The organism is Limnothrix sp. FACHB-406, from assembly GCF_014698235.1.
GTDB lineage: Bacteria > Cyanobacteriota > Cyanobacteriia > CACIAM-69d > CACIAM-69d > CACIAM-69d.
This window is the reverse complement of sequence record NZ_JACJSP010000002.1, coordinates 301,105-317,166: the sequence shown is the minus strand read 5'-3', so window position 1 is coordinate 317,166 and position 16,062 is coordinate 301,105. Positions and strand designations below refer to the sequence as shown.

Genomic DNA, 16,062 nt, shown 5'->3' with positions numbered 1-16,062 from the left:
CTAATTTTCTAGTTCAAACCATCGCAGACAAAATTCGCAAGCTCTTTACCTCCAGAATTGCTCTGTGATCGTCGTAACAGTCGTCGATACCAATCGTTGCAACAAGGGTCTGAAGTTCCTGACTGCCTAAGGATTTGCTAACAGCAGCATCAGGGTTTCAAGTGCTTTGATGACCAACCCTAAACACCTAAAACACCTAGTCAATATTAATTGTGATTACTATGCAATTTTCTCCTCTTCAAGTGGCGGACTTATACCCGGTCAGCAACTCGGTGCAGGGTAAAACGATTCCCCTGATCTATCACCAAAATTTGGTGGCCCTGGCAGATGGTCAAAATCATATTTTGGAGCTAATTGCCCAAGGCCAACCCTTAGAAACCGTGCTCACGGAATTAGCTTTACTCATTGAAGCCCACACGTCCTGTCAAACTTTTTGCGCTTTCTTATTACTAGAAGCAGAAACCCAACGATTACGCCATGGGGCAGCACCCAGCCTGCCACCCGACTATAACCAATGCATTGATGGCATCCCGATCGGGCCTGCGGTGGGATCCTGCGGCACGGCTGCCTATCACAAAGCTTCCGTAATTGTTGAAGATATTGCGATCGATCCGTTGTGGGCTGAATTTCGGGATTTGGCGATCGGCTTTGGCCTGCGGGCTTGTTGGTCCACGCCCATTTTGTCCTGTGAAGGTCAGGTGTTGGGAACCTTTGCCATGTATAACCCCTTTCCCCATCGCCCCCATCCCCACGATCGCAAATTGCTGATTAAGGCCACCTATTTGGCCCGTGTGGTGATCGAACGACACCAAACCGAAAAGGCCCTGCAAGCGGCAAATGAAGACTTGGAACGACAGGTCACCAAACGCACTCAAGATTTGCAATTGGTTGTGACCCGTTTGCAGCGGGAAATGCAGGAACGGGAACGCGCCGAAGATCAATTGCGCCAACGGACGATCGAACTGGAAGCCACCTTGGATGAGCTGAAAAAAGCCCAGCTCTGGATGGTACAAAGCGAGAAAATGTCTTCCTTGGGCCAGTTAGTGGCCGGCATGGCCCATGAAATTAATAATCCGGTGAATTTTATTCATGGCAACCTCAAACATGTGCAAAGTCATGTGGAGTTGCTGTTAGGTTGGACAGAAAAACTCCGGAACTGGGCCCAGTCCAGTTCTTGTGCCAAGCATCCTGAATTGGTGCGGATGATTGCTGATTTAGATGAAGAATCGGATTTTGAATTTATTCAGGAAGATTTACCCAAAATCCTATCTTCCATGAATTTAGGAACCGAGCGAATTCGCCAAATTATTCTGTCCTTGCGCAATTTTTCGCGGATGGATGAGGCTTGCTACAAACCGGTCAACATCCATGAAGGCATTGACAGCACCTTGGCAATTTTGCAACATCGGATGAAGGCTGCACCCGACCACCCGGAAATTCAGGTGAAATGTGACTATGGCGATTTACCGGCGGTGGAATGCTATGCCAGCAATTTAAATCAGGTCTTTATGAATTTGATTGCCAATGCGATCGAGGCAATTACTGAAAAATATCAAACGGATTCGTTGGGGGCTACGAACCCTGATTCATCAGCTAGGGGGCAATTTAAGGGCTGTATTGAAATTCAAACACGCCTTTTGCGGGGCGATCGGGTGCAAATTCAAATTACCGATAATGGGGTGGGGATGCCGGACAGCATCCAATCACAAATTTTTAATCCCTTTTTCACGACGAAGCCGATTGGCAAAGGCACGGGGCTGGGAATGTCGATTAGCTATCAAATTGTGACGGAGCAACACCAGGGCCAGCTTCGGTTTAGCTCTGTGCCGGGTGCAGGATCGACGTTTACGATCGTGATGCCCCTGAAGCAAGAAGGGCAATCCACTTAGCAGTGGGAGAATCAGGATCAGTTGAGCAACGGGTTACAGGTGGGCAATGCCCACCCCACAGGCTCAAAATTCTTCGCGCTGCTCGATCGACCGTGCTAGGAGCGGGCCAACAGATCCAACGGGCGATCGCTCTCTTGCAGGTTAGATTCCAAATCCGCAATTAGGCGAGGATCGTGCTGCTCCAGCAGTTGAGTAGCGGCGCTGGCCTGGAGCGGCTGGGCCAGCCAATAGCCTTGGATGTAGGTGCAACCCAGGTTGGCCAGCCACACCAATTGCTCAGCGGTTTCCACCCCCTCAGCGATCGTGGCCATGCCCAACTGTTCCGCCAGGGTGATGATGGCGCGGACGATCGCTTGGGTGTTGTCGCGCCCGCCCAGTTGGGAAATGAAAGACTGATCGATTTTCAGCACATCCAACGGGAACCGATGCAGATAGCTGAGGGAAGAGTAGCCCGTGCCAAAGTCATCGAGACAAAGGACGATCTGGCGCGATCGCAGCTCATACATGGTGGCGGCTGCCAGATCGGAATTGTCGGCGATGGTGGTTTCCGTCAGCTCCAGCTTCAGGGTTCCGGGATTGATGCCGGTGCGATGCAAAACCTGATCAATTTGCTCCATCAGGTCAAGGCGGGAAAATTGCTTGGCGGAAAGATTAACGGCAATTTGCAAATGGCCCAGTTGCGGGAAAAGTTGTTGCCACTCCCGAAGCTGATAGCAGGCGCGATAGAGCGTCCACAGGCCGAGGGTAATGATCAGGCCCGTTTCTTCGGCGATCGCAATGAACCGATCGGGGGAAATGGGCCCCAATTCCGGGTGATGCCAGCGCAACAGGGCTTCAAAACACTGAATTTCGCCCGTGCGGGCCTCGGCGATCGGTTGATAGCGCAAGCTGAAGGGCATGGGCACTTCCGGGTGACCGGCTCGATCAATGCCCATGTCCTCAATTTGAGCGATCGCCCGGCGCAGGTCATGTTCTAGGCGCAGGGTGGTGAGCACCTGTTGGTGAACGGCCCGATCGAACACCTCATGGCGCGATCGCATGGCCTTGGCCCGGCGCATGAAAATATCCGCATCCCGCAACAGCAGCTCCGCACAGTCATATTCCCGAGATCCCAGGGCAATGCCAATGCTGACACTGGTGAAAATTTCTTGGCTGCCCAAGGTCACCGGCCGCGCCAAGGAGCGATGGATCGATTCGGCCACCTGTTCCGCCTGGGCCCGGGTGGTCACGTCTTGCAGCAAAATGGCAAATTCATCGCCATCCAACCGGGCGATCGAGTCGGTGGGCCGCAAGCAGCGCCGCAATCGGTGGGCGATCGCCACCAAGAGTTCATCCCCCGCTTGATGGCCCAGGCTGTCGTTAATCACCTTGAAGCGATCGATATCCACAAACAGGATCGCAAAACCCCCCTGTTCCGTCACTTGCATCAGGCGGATGGTTTTGGCCAACTCTTCCATCAAAAAGGTGCGGTTGGGCAACCCGGTGAGCCGATCGTGCAGGGCGTTGTAGCGCAATTGCGATTCGGCCCGTTCCCGCTCCTGAATTTCCTGTTGCAGTTGTTGCACCGCCGCCCGCAGCTTCAGGGTGCGCTGTTCCACCAGGCTCTCAATTTGCATGTTGAAGCTGGCCAGCTTCACATCGCTTTGGTGGCGCAAGATGGTGCAGCCAATGCCCGCGGCCGCCAACCGCAGCAGGTTGCATTCCGCATCCGTCCAGAGCCGATCGGTTCGGCAGCGATCGAACCCCAAGAACCCCCAAAATTCCCCTTGCAAAATCATGGGCAACATCAAAACCCCATGAACCGTCTGCCCATGCCAAAAGCTGCGATAGGCATAGTTGGCGGGCAAATCTTGCAGCCGGAAATTCAACACCCGATCGGTGCTGAGGTATTCATGCCAACTGGGGTCTAAATCTTTGTAGGCAATGTTTTGCAGCTCCAAATGCTCCATTTGCAGCGTCAGGCCGGCGCGAGTCCATTCCCAACGCTGGCTGGTGAGCAGCTCGCCCGTGACCGGGTGGGGATGGTTCCGAAACACATAGGCTCGATCGGCCTGGGTCATGCTGCCCAGCATCTGTAGGGTTTGGGTAATGGCGCGATCGCCATCGGGCAACAGCATCAAACAGCGCATGGCTTCCCCCACCGCCAGCGCCGTCGCATCCCGCTGTTCCAAGTCCTGTTCCGCCAGGCGCAAGGCCTTGGCTAAGGTGGGTTCCAACCGCTCGTCTAGCCCCTCAATCAGCAGCAGGGGTTCCCCGTGATCCGGCAAAGTCAACCGCGAACAAAGACAGGGCAGCGACACCAGCTCCCCTTGGCGATAAAACGTCCAATGTTCTGTCCAGGTCTGCCGCTTGCTGAGGGCTTGCTGAATTCGCTCTAGGCGCATCCGCACTTGCTCGTGGCGGCCATGCTGGGCATGTTTCACCCAGGCCCGCAGGCTCGACCGGCTCCAGAGTTCGCTCCCCGATCGATTGGCCCAGTGGAGCCGCATGGCGAACAGATCAATCACCCAAATGGGCGAAGTCAGTTGATCCAGTAGTTGCAGGGGTGGCGGAGTCAAGATTGAACTAGTGCGAAGGGGATTAAACGCTTCCGTCATGGATCCGCAAAGATAGTGAGCTAGGAGACGTAGACCAACCTAGAGACCCTGATCACCTTCAAGACCGGTAGCGGGGCGATTGAGTCTAATCCCTATCCCCACACCAAACAGCAGGCTATCCGCCCTTTGTGGGTGGGCCGCAGATCCAGATTCCACAGCCAATTTTGGGTCAGGGGGTTTAGACCTGTCCAAATCCTAGCCAACCGATTCGACAAAGTACGGAAAAGTACGGAGATAACCCAAGAAATCTTGGGAAAACTGCCGAAATCAACAGCGATCAACCGCGAGGGCGCGTCCGAAACTTCACGGAGCGAGGCATTCCGATGAGATCCCAAGGAAATAGATACACTTTCAGCAAGGGTAGATGGGCAACCGTAGAACCGGTTCGCTTTGCTGGCAACGGCTTCAGCCTTGGCGCGTTGCTGTTTTATCTTTAGCCGATCGATCTGCCATTTGTCGATTGCTTTTGAGGATGAACGGGGGTTCCCCTCTATCCTGTCAAGGGAGCTGCTGTCGCTGTGTGATCGGCTGCCAAATTTCTTGTGATCTTTTTGAGCATAAGGATTGATCTGAGGTGGGTCAATGCCTGAGCAGAAGCCAAAACTATCTCCTGGGTCGGTCAAGGCGATCGATCTCCGCATTAGTCCCGATCGATGCTAATTCGGTATTGATTGGGTGCGCTGGATTTGGCGAAATTTTTCAGGATTGCGGTGACAGAATTCGTCTGAATTGAGGGGAACTATCCTGAGATCACGCTGAAGTCTTGGAGAAACCGGATCGCGATCGCGCCAGGTTCAGTCCAGAAAATCAGCCACCAGCCGTTAGCCCCCAAAAGCGAGTAGCCAGTCAAGCCCAACGTTTAACTCAAAACCCAGCCCAATCTTCAATCTCAAATTGATCTCCAAATAAAGCCCCAAATTCAACTCAGCAATCAACCTGGTGATTAACCCAGCCATCACACTGGTCAACTAACCTCACGCCTAACTCCCATTTCCAAAAATGTCTAATTGGGCGATGGGCGGCTCTGAGGCGCTGTTTAGCTCATTAGCAGTTTTTGAGTGAGTCCGAGGCCCCGTTTGGGCGGTTTTGCGCAGGCCTACGGCGATTTTTGAGTGTTTTTCAATTTGGGCCATGATTTCGCGGGCCCGGGCGATCGTGCTGGGGGGCAACCCAGCCAGGCGGGCCGCTTCGATGCCGTAGGAGCGATCGGCTCCGCCCGGTTGCACCTGATGCAAAAACACAATGCGATCGGGCAATTCTTTGACGGCCACTTGGTAGTTAGCCACGTTGTCCAACAGGGTGGCCAGTTCGTTTAGCTCGTGGTAGTGGGTGGCAAAGATCGATCGCGCGCGCAGTTCACTGGCCAAATATTCCGCCACCGACCAGGCGATCGCCAGTCCATCAAAGGTGGCCGTTCCGCGCCCAATTTCATCGAGCAAGACCAGGGATCGATCGGTGGCGTGGTTGAGAATATTAGCCGTTTCGTTCATTTCCACCATGAAGGTCGATTGCCCGGTGGCCAAGTCATCCACCGCCCCCACCCGGGTAAAGATTCGATCACAGATTCCCAAATGGGCCGCCTGGGCTGGCACGTAGGATCCCACCTGGGCCATGAGCTGAATGAGGCCCACTTGCCGCAAATAGCAACTCTTGCCGCTGGCGTTGGGCCCCGTGAGCACCACTAAATCGGGCAAATGGGGCCCGTCGGGTAAATCGGCCTGAGGCTGATTGGTCGATGACCCAGGCGAGGGCGCAAGGGATGGATCAAAAGTGGCATGGCCAGCCGAGTCAAGGGCTGGATTAAGGTCTGACCTAAGGGGTGGATTTTTTGGGCGATCGGACAGTTGATCAAAGTGTTGATCAAAGTCACGATCGCCCGAATCAAGTCGAGTATTAATTGATACATCGATTGATAAATCAATCGATGCACCCAAGGAAGCAGCCACCAGCGCACCAGACTGGCTCCCCGCCCGATCGCCCGATCGTTCATACCCCAACTGGGTCGAGTTGGGCACAAAGAACCCTTCCGGTAGGGATTGTTCAACCACCGGGTGGCGACCCTGCCGAATCTCGATCGTGCGGCCTCGATCAATCACGGGTCGGCAATAGCCCCGGGCGATCGCCAGTTCGGCAAAGTTGGTCAACACATCGATCGCCGCTACCGCCAGGGCCACCTTGCGAATTTGATTCGCCAGCTCCCCCGTAGCTGATCGCAACTCACAGAAAATCTCGTATTCCAACCGGTTCAGGTCTTCGCGGGCCGACAAAATTCGCGCTTCCCGCTCCTTCAGCTCCGGGGTGATGTAGCGCTCTTCGTTCACGAGGGTTTGCTTGCGGATATAGTCCTCGGGCACGAGATCCGCCTTGGCCCGGGACACGCCAATGAAGTAGCCAAAGGTTTTGTTGTAGCCCACTTTTAGGGTGTTGATGCCGGTGCGTTGCCGCTCGATCGCCTCCAAGTTGGCCAGCCAGTCCCGATCGCCCGCCGATTGCTGGCGCATGGTGTCCAAGGCATGGTTCACACCATCCCGAACCAGGCCGCCTTCGGTGACCGACAGGGGCGGCTCATCAACCAGGTGGCTGCGTAGGCGATCGCCCAATTGCTCCAGGGCCGGCGGCACTTGTTGCAACACGCGGAAATAGGGCGATCGGCCTCCGCCCACCACTTGGGCCAGCTCCGGCAACCGACCCAAGGAATCCGCCAAAGCCACCAAATCCCGGGCGTTGGCCGTGCCCGCCCCGGCCCGCCCCGCCAACCGCTCCAGGTCATACATTTCCCGCAACAGCCGCTGCAGATCCTGGCGCAAGTCGGGCTGGTCAATCAGTTCCCCGATCGCCCCTTGGCGGGCCCGAATTCCATCCAAATCCAGCAGGGGTTGCAGCAACCAACGACGCAGGGCCCGACCGCCCATGGCCGTTACGGTGCGATCGAGCGCCCACAGTAGCGATCCGGTCAGGGTTCCATCGCGCACGGTTTGGACAATTTCCAAATTCCGGCGGGTTTGGTAATCCAGAATTAAATAGTCTGTAATTTCGTAGGTTTTGAGCAGTTGCAGCGGAATTTCGCGGGTTTGGTCTTCGGAGCTGGGATGGGTTTCCGTGAGATAGGTCAACAGCCCGCCCGCCGCCCGGGCCGCCAAGGGCCGGCGATCGCAGCCCACCCCTTCGAGCGATCGCAGCCGGAAGCGATCGAGCAATCGTTGCCTTGCTTCCGCCAGCCCAAACCGCGATTGGGGCCGCAGGGCATAGCAAAACTGGCCGGGTAACCAATCGGGAAAGTCCCGCCCCTTCAGGTGCGATCGACTCTCGCCCGGCCGCAACAGTCCCACCAAATCCAGTGCATTCACCGGCACTAACACTTCCGACGGACTCAGGCGCAACAGCTCTTGCACCAAGGGTTCTGGCTCTTCCCCTTGGGTGGCCCAAAACTCCCCGGTGGAAATGTCCGCATAGGCCAAGCCCCAATGGCGACGCTCCAGCACGATCGCCGCCAAAAAGTTATTTTTGCGGGCCGCCAACATGCCCTCTTCGAGCACCGTCCCCGGCGTGAGAATTCGGGTCACCTCCCGCCGCACCAACCCCTGAGCTTCGGCGGCATCCTGGGTTTGGTCACAGAGGGCCACCGCATAGCCCTTTTCCACCAGTTGCGCCGCATAGCGCTCGATCGCGTGGTGCGGCACACCGGCCATGGGTACGCGCCCAATATCTTTGCCGCCCTCCTTGGAAGTCAGCACCAACTCCAGCACTTCCGCGATCGTGCAAGCATCCTGGAAAAAAGTCTCGAAAAAGTCACCCACTCGATAGAGCAACAGGGCTTGGGGATGTTGTTCTTTGACCGAGACATAGTGCTGCATCATCGGCGTGAGCTGATCGCGGTTCAGCAGCCGATAGTCAGCGTTAGGAATCTCACGCGGCGTGGCAGAGGCACTCATATGGCCAAAGGAGTCTTTCGGAGTCTTTCATAGTATCGGGCAACGGTTGGTCGTGGGGGCTTCCGCCCGCCCAGCGCAACCGTTGCAACCGACCCTGCAAACCGGTCGATCGCCTGAGCTAGCATGGCCAGGACAAGCTTGGCTCCGTTGAACCAGTCCTTGGACTCAGCCTTCGGGATGAGGCAACGATCCAAAGTAGCCTTCAAAAGCAGCCATGCACAGGAACGGCTCCAAGTCACGGTTCAAACAACAGCCAGCCCCTAACCATCAGCATCAGCAAGCAGGAGGACACCACCATGGGCCGGGCGATCGAGCGAAGTTGTGTGGCAACAGCGATCGGGGTTGTGGTCTTGGGCGGTGCGCCCGCTTGGGCCCTGTCGGCCAGCCAGCGATCGGGTGATGCGGGCCCCAGCGTGGTGCGCTTGCAACGACAACTGAAAACCCTGGGTAATTACGGCGGCCCCCTTAATGGCCAGTTTGATAACGCCACGGCCGCTGCCCTAGAAGCCTTTCAGCGATCGCGGGGTCTCTATACCAAGGGGGCGGTGGATATTGTGACGAAGCGATCGCTCCTGGAAGCCACGGGGGCTGATTTAACCTTGGTGGCGAATTTGCAACCGGGCGATCGGGGCCCCAGCACCAGGGAATTGCAACGGCTCCTGAATCGGTTGGGCTTTTTGGCCGCCGAACCCACTGGCAATTTCGACAGCCCCACTCGCCAAGCCCTGGAACGGTTTCAGCAATCCCTGAACCTCTCAACCACGGGTCATGTGGACTTGGCCACCATGCAGGCCCTGCGCGATCGAGCCGGAACCGACAGCGGCCAAGGCACGCCAACCCAGCCCAACCGCCCGATTTCCAGCCAACCGGCCACAGCCAGCAATGGACTGGGGCCCGGCCAACGGAGCGCCGCCGTTCGGCAACTGCAAACCCGCTTGCGCCAGTTGGGCTTTTTCACAACCACGCCCACGGGGTTCTATGGGCCAATCACCAGCCGGGCGGTGCGAGCTTTCCAACAGGCGGCGGGGTTGACCGCCACGGGCCGGGCCACACCGGAAACCCTGCGGGCGATCGAAACCCGTCTGGCGGCCCAACCGGCGAATCCCCGATCGACCAATGCCCGATCGACCAATGGGCAACCCGCCGATCGCCAAGCAGTCAGCCAGCGATCGACCCAGCCAACACCAGCCCAACCGGCCACCCCGGTCAACCCACCCGATCACCCGTCCATGCGGCCCCTCAATCCCGATTACCAGGCCTTGAAACCCGGAGACAGCGGCGATCGGGTCAAGGCCCTGCAAGATCAGTTGCGAGCCTTGGGATTCCTCAAAGCCCGCAGCACCGGATTCTATGGCGACATCACCCAAGCAGCCGTCACCGCCTTCCAGCGATCGCGCCAACTCCCCGCCACGGGCCAAGCCAGCCCCGCCACCCTCCGGGCCCTGTTTGGGGTCTCCAGCGGTAGCCAAGCCAGCCCTGCCCCCAACTCGGCAACACCAGCCCGCGCCGTCCCTGCCTTCCAATCGCCTCGGCCCGCCGCCGCCCCGCGAGCCATTCCCAACACCAGCCCCCTGGCCCAGAGATCGCCCAGTGCCCGCAGCGATGATCGGTGGCTAATGCCGGGCGATCGAGGGGTGCGCGTCACGGCCCTGCAACAGCGCCTGGCTGCCCTTGGTCTCCTGGGGTTCGATCGGGTAAACGGAGTCTATGACAACCTCACCGCCCAGGCCGTCATCAACTTCCAGCGATCGCGACGACTCAGCCCCACCGGCATTGCTGACCTAACCACCCAACGGGCCATGGGCCTGCTTTGAGGTGGTGCTCCCACGCGATCGGCTCATCCCCTCTCCACCTCCCTATGCAACTCCCTGACCCCCGGCCTCGCCCTCTGCCCCTTTGGCTGGAATGGACCATCGTTAGCAGCCTCGTGGCCGGAAGCGTTGGCTTTGGGCAACATCACCTGGCCTCTTGGCCCCAGTTCCCTTGGCTGCCCTGGTTGGGGCCCTTGCTGGGTAGGAAAAATTTTTCTGAAACCCTTGACAAATCAAAAAACTCTTGGCATTCTACTAAAGCGTCAAACGCAAGCGGGTGTAGCTCAGTGGTAGAGCGTCACCTTGCCAAGGTGAATGTCGCGCGTTCGAATCGCGTCACCCGCTTTTTAAAATCCCAAAAACCCTGAGAGCGGCTGGTTAGTAACATCTAATCAGTCGCTTTCGGTGATCGGGAGGATTGCGATGTTGTTGCCCCAAGCGATTCGAGATTACGTCAAAGCCCAGTTCCCGATCGAACAGCAAGAAACCGTGCTGGGAATTTTGGTGAACTATCCCCAAGACCCGGCCGCCACAGCCCACACGGAGCAAGTGTTGATGGCGGCGCTGACCCTGGCGGGTGGCAACCTGGGGCAACTCAAGGCCTACGTGGAAGTGGCGATCGAGGATGAGGCGGAGTTGCTGGGTTGGGCGGCGGCGGAAGGGATGCACCCCTAATCGGTTTTTTTGAGGGGACGCAAGTAGCCCTCGATCGCGAAGTCTTGGCCCACCGATCGCCAGGTGACCCGCTCCAGGGCAATCGCGTCGCCCATTTGCGTCAGCCCCAAATCGCCCACCGGGGACGGAGCTGCCACGCCGCCGACAATTTTGGGCGCAATAAACGCCAGGATTTTTTGCACCGATCCATCGGCGATCGCCTGGGCCGACAGGGCCCCGCCACATTCCCACAACACCGATAGAAATTGCCGCTGATTCAACACCTTGATCGCCCGGGCCGGCGACAGGTCGGGCACTTCCTGCACCTCAACACCCCGATCGCGCAGCCAAGCTTGCATTTCCGGATTTGCCCCCGGCAAAGTCAACACCAAAGTTGGCGCTTCCGACGGCTCCCACAGGTGCAAAATTCGACCATCCGCCGTGGTTTGGGGCAACTCCAGTCGCCGGGTCATCACCACCCGCAGCGGATCGTGACTTTCCAGGCCGTGGCTGGTGAGCTTGGGGTTATCGCGCCGCACCGTGTTCCCCCCCACAATTACCGCATCGCAACCGGCCCGCAGGTGATGCACCTCCGCCCGGGCCCGCTCATCGGTCACCCAAGCGCTGTGGCCGTGGGTGGTGGCAATTTTGCCATCCAGGGTCATGGCATATTTCAAAATGCCCAGGGGCCGACCCTGCTGAATTCGATAAAAAAACGGCTCATTCAGCCGATCGCACGCGGCCCGTTCCACCCCCACCAAGGTTTCAATGCCCGCCGCATTCAAGGTGGCAATCCCTTGGCCCGCCACCTGTGGGTTCGGATCCACCGTCCCAATCACCACCTTGGCCACGCCCGCTGCCACCAGCGCCTTGGAACAGGGCGGCGTGCGGCCGTAGTGATTGCAGGGTTCAAGGCTGACATACACGGTGGCTCCCCGCGCCCGATCGCCCGCGGCCCGCAAGGCAAACACCTCCGCATGGGGCTGGCCCGCGCCGGGATGGAACCCTTCTCCCACCACTTCCGTACCCTGCACAATCACGCTACCCACCATTGGGTTTGGGGCCGTGCGCCCCAGGGCCTGACGCGCCAACGCTAGACAACGGCGCATCATTGCCCGATCGAACTCGGTGGCAGCGGGGGCATCGACGGCAACAAACTCAGACATAGGACGAGACAGGAGCAAGGGCGATCGCGATCGAATCCGCGATTCTTTCAACCAAATGGTATAGGCAGAGGCCCATTCACCCCCCAAAATGGCCCGATTCTGTTCTGAAGTGCCTTACCCGTCCGCTGGCCAATCGGGATCGATGCCCAGGGCGCGTAACTGTTCCGCCAGGCGATCGGCCCGTTGGCGCTCCTGTTCTGCCCGTTGGCGCTCCTCCTCGGCCCGTTGGGTGGCGGCTTCGGCGCGCGATCGCTCGTTCACCAGTTGCTCGCCCAATTCCGCGTAGGTCAAAAAGGGCTGACCGTTCGGCTGAAACAGATTCAGGCCAGTTTCGGTGAATTCAAAGCGGATGCCCAAGCGCGGACTCACCCAATTTTCCATGGACTCGATCGGGGTCAGCCAGGGTGTCGGTGCTGCCCCGCGCAAAAATCCGCTGAGTTCATGGCGATCGGGGTCATAGATGTAATATTCCTCGACTCCGTGGCGATCGTAAAACGTCTGTTTTTTCAGCATTTCTGCTAATCGATTGCCGGGCGACAAAATCTCAAAAACCACCTGGGGGGCGATGTTTCCTTCGCGCCATTGCATATAGGAACCCCGATCGCCCTTAGCCACCCCAAACACCACCATCACATCGGGCGCTTGGCGGGTTTTGTTGTCGCCTTCCACGGGATACCAAAGCAGGTCGCCGGCCACAAACACTTGATCATTCTGGGCAAAAATCCAATCCAGATTGCCTTGAATGACTGTAATCCAGCGGAATTGTTGGGTGTTGTCTGCCATCGGTTGGCCGTCGCTGTCGGGATAAATCACCGCTGGAGGAGTTTGCGGATCGAGTTGAGCAATCATGGGGTGGGCCTCGCGGGTGTTGCGGTTGCGGTTTGGGCCATGGCTCCCATTATGCCCATGCGGTTTGGCTGGAGCCTCAGAAAACTCGCGGCTGATGCACCGATTCAGCGGGCATTTGTTGCACGATTTCCATAGTTTTGATGCTAACGGTACAGACGCGCTGAATCAAATCGATCGCCCGTTCTTTGTAGTCGGCAAAGCGATAAGTATTAAACAGTTCGCGAATCGTTGGGTCTTTGGGGGTCTTTTCTTTGTGTTGATCTAAGACCCATTCGATCGCGCTGCGGTTGCCAAGTTTGTAGTTCCAAGCGATCGGGGGAATGCCGCTGAGGGTGGTGAGCCGATCGATTTGAATGGTTCCTTTGGTTTTGTCGGCTTTCAGTTTGGGTGGGTTGGCTTTTTCGTCGGGGGGCAGGTCGGTGCGATCGAGGGGATAGGGTTCGATCACTTCGTAATTGATATGCCAATCCATCAGGTCGCGGCCCCAATTTGCCCATTGCCAAAAGTCTGCATAGAGGGGCAGTCGGGGAAAGTCGCGTTTGAGGTTGATTTCGTATTTTTGCCGATAGGCGGGATGGTGCAAAACGGCGTAGGTGTAATGAAAAATATCGAGCCGTTGAATCTGTGAATCCTGATAGTTGTCGCGGAATTGTTGCAGCGCCCAGTCGGTGATGTTTTCGCTGCGATTGCCATCGCGATCGTAGGTATAAACTGGCAAGCATTGAGTGCCTGCTGCTGCTCCAACAAAATGCCAATCTGCAATCGAATCAACTATCAGGCTCACAAAAGACTTTTGCGATCCAGGAGCAGTCAGAGAAATTGCAAGATTGCTAGACTCAGAAACAAAAATCTTTGAAAATTCGCCAGTTCTAGAATTTAAAACTTCATCGAAATAGAGATTTATTGTCTGAAAAGGTCGATACCAAGCTCTTTTGAAATTTTTCCTATCTAAAAGAACAGGAATCATGTTTTGGAATGTTCTGGATAGCTTCTCATCCCATTTGATTCTTGAAATTTCTTGACGAGAGCTTTGCAGGCAATTTTTATAGTCGTCGATAATGTATTCAATTTTTTCGTTCAATGAATCGAGAGAGAAATCATAAACCCACTCATCACGTCCTGTTGCAACGCCGCGTGAAAATAGACGAAAGACACATCGATCGCCCCGGCCTGCCTTCACTTCCTTATCAACCAGCGGCAACAACTGATCAAAATCGTTGTCCGTCTGATTAATCCAGTTTTGTTTCGCATCGGGTCTAATCCGCACCATCTCGGACTTTGCCAACAATTCCAGTGAGCTTTCAGCCAAAAATCGCAGCTTTTCCTTCGCCGTCGCCATTTCTGGCTGATCGATGTAGAAAATTCGGCAATTGCGCTTTTCGCCCGGTTCAACTGGCAACTTCACACAAAAGGCGATCGCCACGCCCGCTTGAATTCCAAACACATTGTGCGTTGTACCCGAAAGCTTCGGATTTTCGCGCACATCACCCCCTAAATCCAGCAAGTAAATATAGTCAAATTCCTCAAAAAAGCACTTCCGAACGCCATCAAAAGCCCGAGAGTTAATGAATGATCGATTCGTAATAAACGAAATGATTCCCTGACCACGCAACCGATCGGCTGCCCAACGATAAAACCGCACATACATATCGTAAACAGCGATCTGATTCTGGGCTGTTCCTTTTTTGATATAGGTTTCTTTAACCCGTTGATCAATTTCCTTGTAAGGACGATTTGGATTGCGGAGATTAAAATTTTCCTGCCAAGCGTTATAGGGCGGATTGCCAATAATCACCGTCAAATCTTCCGCATTTTGCCGCCGAATCCGTTCCGTATTTTCCACCGAAATCGAAAACAGATCCTTTTGCTCCTCCTTCAACCCCGCATGATCCAACGTATCCAAAAAGCAAATATTGTTGAACTCCTCATACGTTCCAGTTTTCTGCTGATAGCAATATTCAATATTCAAATTCGCAATGTAGTACGGCAAAATCGCCACCTCATTGCAAAACAAATCCTCCCGATATTTTTGCTCCAGCGATCGCACCGGCAAATATTCAATCAACTCCGTGATAAACGTCCCCGTGCCCGTCGCCGGATCAAGAATCTTCACCCCTGCATCAGACAACAGCCGATCGAAATGTTTCTCCAGCAGGTAATTTGTCCCCTGGATCATGAACTTGACAATTTCCGACGGCGTGTAGACAATCCCCAGCCGATCGGCCGCCTTCGGGTTATAAGCCTTGTAGAAATTTTCGTAAACCGACTTCAGAAACTCTTGCTTCTCGCGATGATCCGCGATCGCCGCCGACTGCTGCCGAATCACCCCGTAATAGTGGTCGATCGACTTCAGCACATTTCGCCGCAACCCACCCGTAAAAAACGTATCCACCACCGATTGCACTTGCCGCGCAATGTTGTTGTCCCGGTGAAATTGCGCGTCATTAAACACATTCAGGAAAATATCCTCAGACAAAATATGCTGAATCAAAATTTCCTGCACATCAAACAGCGTAATTTGCGGATTGATCGACGTTTTGCAAGTTTCCCAAAACCGATCGCGCAACTCCAAAAAACGCTGGTTGCTGGTTTCTTCCTGGGCAATCGTTTCCCGCAAGACCTCCACAATTTGCGGCAAATCCTCCCGAAACTTCTCGATCGCCTGCCGGAATCCCTTCACCTCCGGCCGCTCATAATCTAAAAACTGATTGAGACAATTATCGAGTTCGTCAGGTTTGGCTAGGTCAATCCTAGAAACTTCAGAGCCATTTTGATATAAGATTGCTTCTCTTGTATTTTCAAACAGGATGTTATCGTTTGGATAACCCTTGTCGAATTTTGCTTCGATTTCCTGATCTAGATCATCCTTTTCATCTTTTGCTTCCCAATAGCCCAAATCAAAGTGCAGGTAGTTCTGTACTACACCATCAAATCTGATCAGATTGCCTCTAGAAGTATGGCGACTGAGCTGAGTAACTAGTTGATAGCTTCGTCGATCACAATAGGACGACAAAAGCAATAAAAATGCACCGCTGGTTACACCTTCATTAGTACTGGCCCCGCGCAAACGCTCTAACCGCTTGTAGTACTCATTGATTAGCAGGCGCGACATATCCCAATCTCCCAGCCAAAATGCGGACATCCCACCCGCAAAGATCCTATTT

Annotated in this window: 8 protein-coding genes, 1 tRNA gene and 1 pseudogene; 4 read left to right on the top strand and 6 right to left on the bottom strand. The window is 55.5% G+C overall.

The features are described from left to right. The first annotated feature begins 221 nt into the window (after window positions 1–221). A complete protein-coding gene (locus H6G53_RS03215) occupies window positions 222–1,889 on the top strand; it encodes an ATP-binding protein (RefSeq protein ID WP_190530901.1) in 1,668 nt (555 codons plus the stop codon). Window positions 1,890–1,984: 95 nt separating this feature from the next. Here H6G53_RS03215 and H6G53_RS03210 read toward each other — a convergent pair whose 3' ends face one another. From H6G53_RS03210 to mutS, 3 genes and pseudogenes are all read right to left on the bottom strand, one after another. Continuing rightward, the gene (locus tag H6G53_RS03210) at window positions 1,985–4,447 is read right to left on the bottom strand and encodes a bifunctional diguanylate cyclase/phosphodiesterase (protein WP_190530900.1); all 2,463 of its coding nucleotides are present in this window, start codon (window positions 4,445–4,447) and stop codon (window positions 1,985–1,987) included. Window positions 4,448–4,578: 131 nt separating this feature from the next. After that, window positions 4,579–5,109: a hypothetical protein gene (locus H6G53_RS03205; RefSeq protein ID WP_190530899.1), complete on the bottom strand. Its 531-nt coding sequence runs from the start codon at window positions 5,107–5,109 to the stop codon at window positions 4,579–4,581. Between the two features lie 462 nt (window positions 5,110–5,571). After that, window positions 5,572–8,418: pseudogene (gene mutS, locus H6G53_RS03200) on the bottom strand (DNA mismatch repair protein MutS); the annotation flags it as partial. A 296-nt stretch (window positions 8,419–8,714) separates the two neighbouring features. Here mutS and H6G53_RS03195 point away from each other — a divergent pair. From H6G53_RS03195 to H6G53_RS03185, 3 genes are all read left to right on the top strand, one after another. Continuing rightward, window positions 8,715–10,232 (top strand): peptidoglycan-binding protein, encoded by a 1,518-nt coding sequence (locus H6G53_RS03195; protein ID WP_190530897.1) that lies wholly within the window; start codon window positions 8,715–8,717, stop codon window positions 10,230–10,232. Between the two features lie 270 nt (window positions 10,233–10,502). Beyond that, window positions 10,503–10,574, top strand: a tRNA-Gly gene (locus H6G53_RS03190). A gap of 78 nt (window positions 10,575–10,652) precedes the next feature. Then, on the top strand, window positions 10,653–10,904 hold the full coding sequence (locus H6G53_RS03185) for a hypothetical protein (protein ID WP_190529330.1): 252 nt from the start codon (window positions 10,653–10,655) through the stop codon (window positions 10,902–10,904). Here H6G53_RS03185 and ribD read toward each other — a convergent pair. The 3 genes from ribD to H6G53_RS03170 form a co-directional block, all read right to left on the bottom strand. Beyond that, entirely contained in the window at window positions 10,901–12,049 is a 1,149-nt protein-coding gene (gene ribD, locus H6G53_RS03180) for a bifunctional diaminohydroxyphosphoribosylaminopyrimidine deaminase/5-amino-6-(5-phosphoribosylamino)uracil reductase RibD (RefSeq protein ID WP_190530896.1), read from the bottom strand. The two genes, H6G53_RS03185 and ribD, sit on opposite strands and share 4 nt — an antisense overlap. Before the next feature lie 114 nt (window positions 12,050–12,163). Beyond that, window positions 12,164–12,898, bottom strand: coding sequence for a Uma2 family endonuclease (locus H6G53_RS03175; RefSeq protein ID WP_190530895.1), 735 nt, complete (start codon window positions 12,896–12,898; stop codon window positions 12,164–12,166). A 76-nt stretch (window positions 12,899–12,974) separates the two neighbouring features. After that, the gene (locus H6G53_RS03170) at window positions 12,975–16,040 is read right to left on the bottom strand and encodes a type ISP restriction/modification enzyme (protein WP_242030685.1); all 3,066 of its coding nucleotides are present in this window, start codon (window positions 16,038–16,040) and stop codon (window positions 12,975–12,977) included. Between the last annotated feature and the right edge of the window lie 22 nt (window positions 16,041–16,062).

What these genes read in the sequence shown, in the direction of transcription:
- H6G53_RS03170 (WP_242030685.1), bottom strand. Translation starts at nt 16,040, where the DNA reads ATGTCCGCATTTTGGCTGGGAGATTGGGATATGTCGCGCCTGCTAATC.
- H6G53_RS03215 (WP_190530901.1), top strand. Translation starts at nt 222, where the DNA reads ATGCAATTTTCTCCTCTTCAAGTGGCGGACTTATACCCGGTCAGCAAC.
- H6G53_RS03185 (WP_190529330.1), top strand. Translation starts at nt 10,653, where the DNA reads ATGTTGTTGCCCCAAGCGATTCGAGATTACGTCAAAGCCCAGTTCCCG.
- H6G53_RS03175 (WP_190530895.1), bottom strand. Translation starts at nt 12,898, where the DNA reads ATGATTGCTCAACTCGATCCGCAAACTCCTCCAGCGGTGATTTATCCC.
- H6G53_RS03195 (WP_190530897.1), top strand. Translation starts at nt 8,715, where the DNA reads ATGGGCCGGGCGATCGAGCGAAGTTGTGTGGCAACAGCGATCGGGGTT.
- ribD (WP_190530896.1), bottom strand. Translation starts at nt 12,049, where the DNA reads ATGTCTGAGTTTGTTGCCGTCGATGCCCCCGCTGCCACCGAGTTCGAT.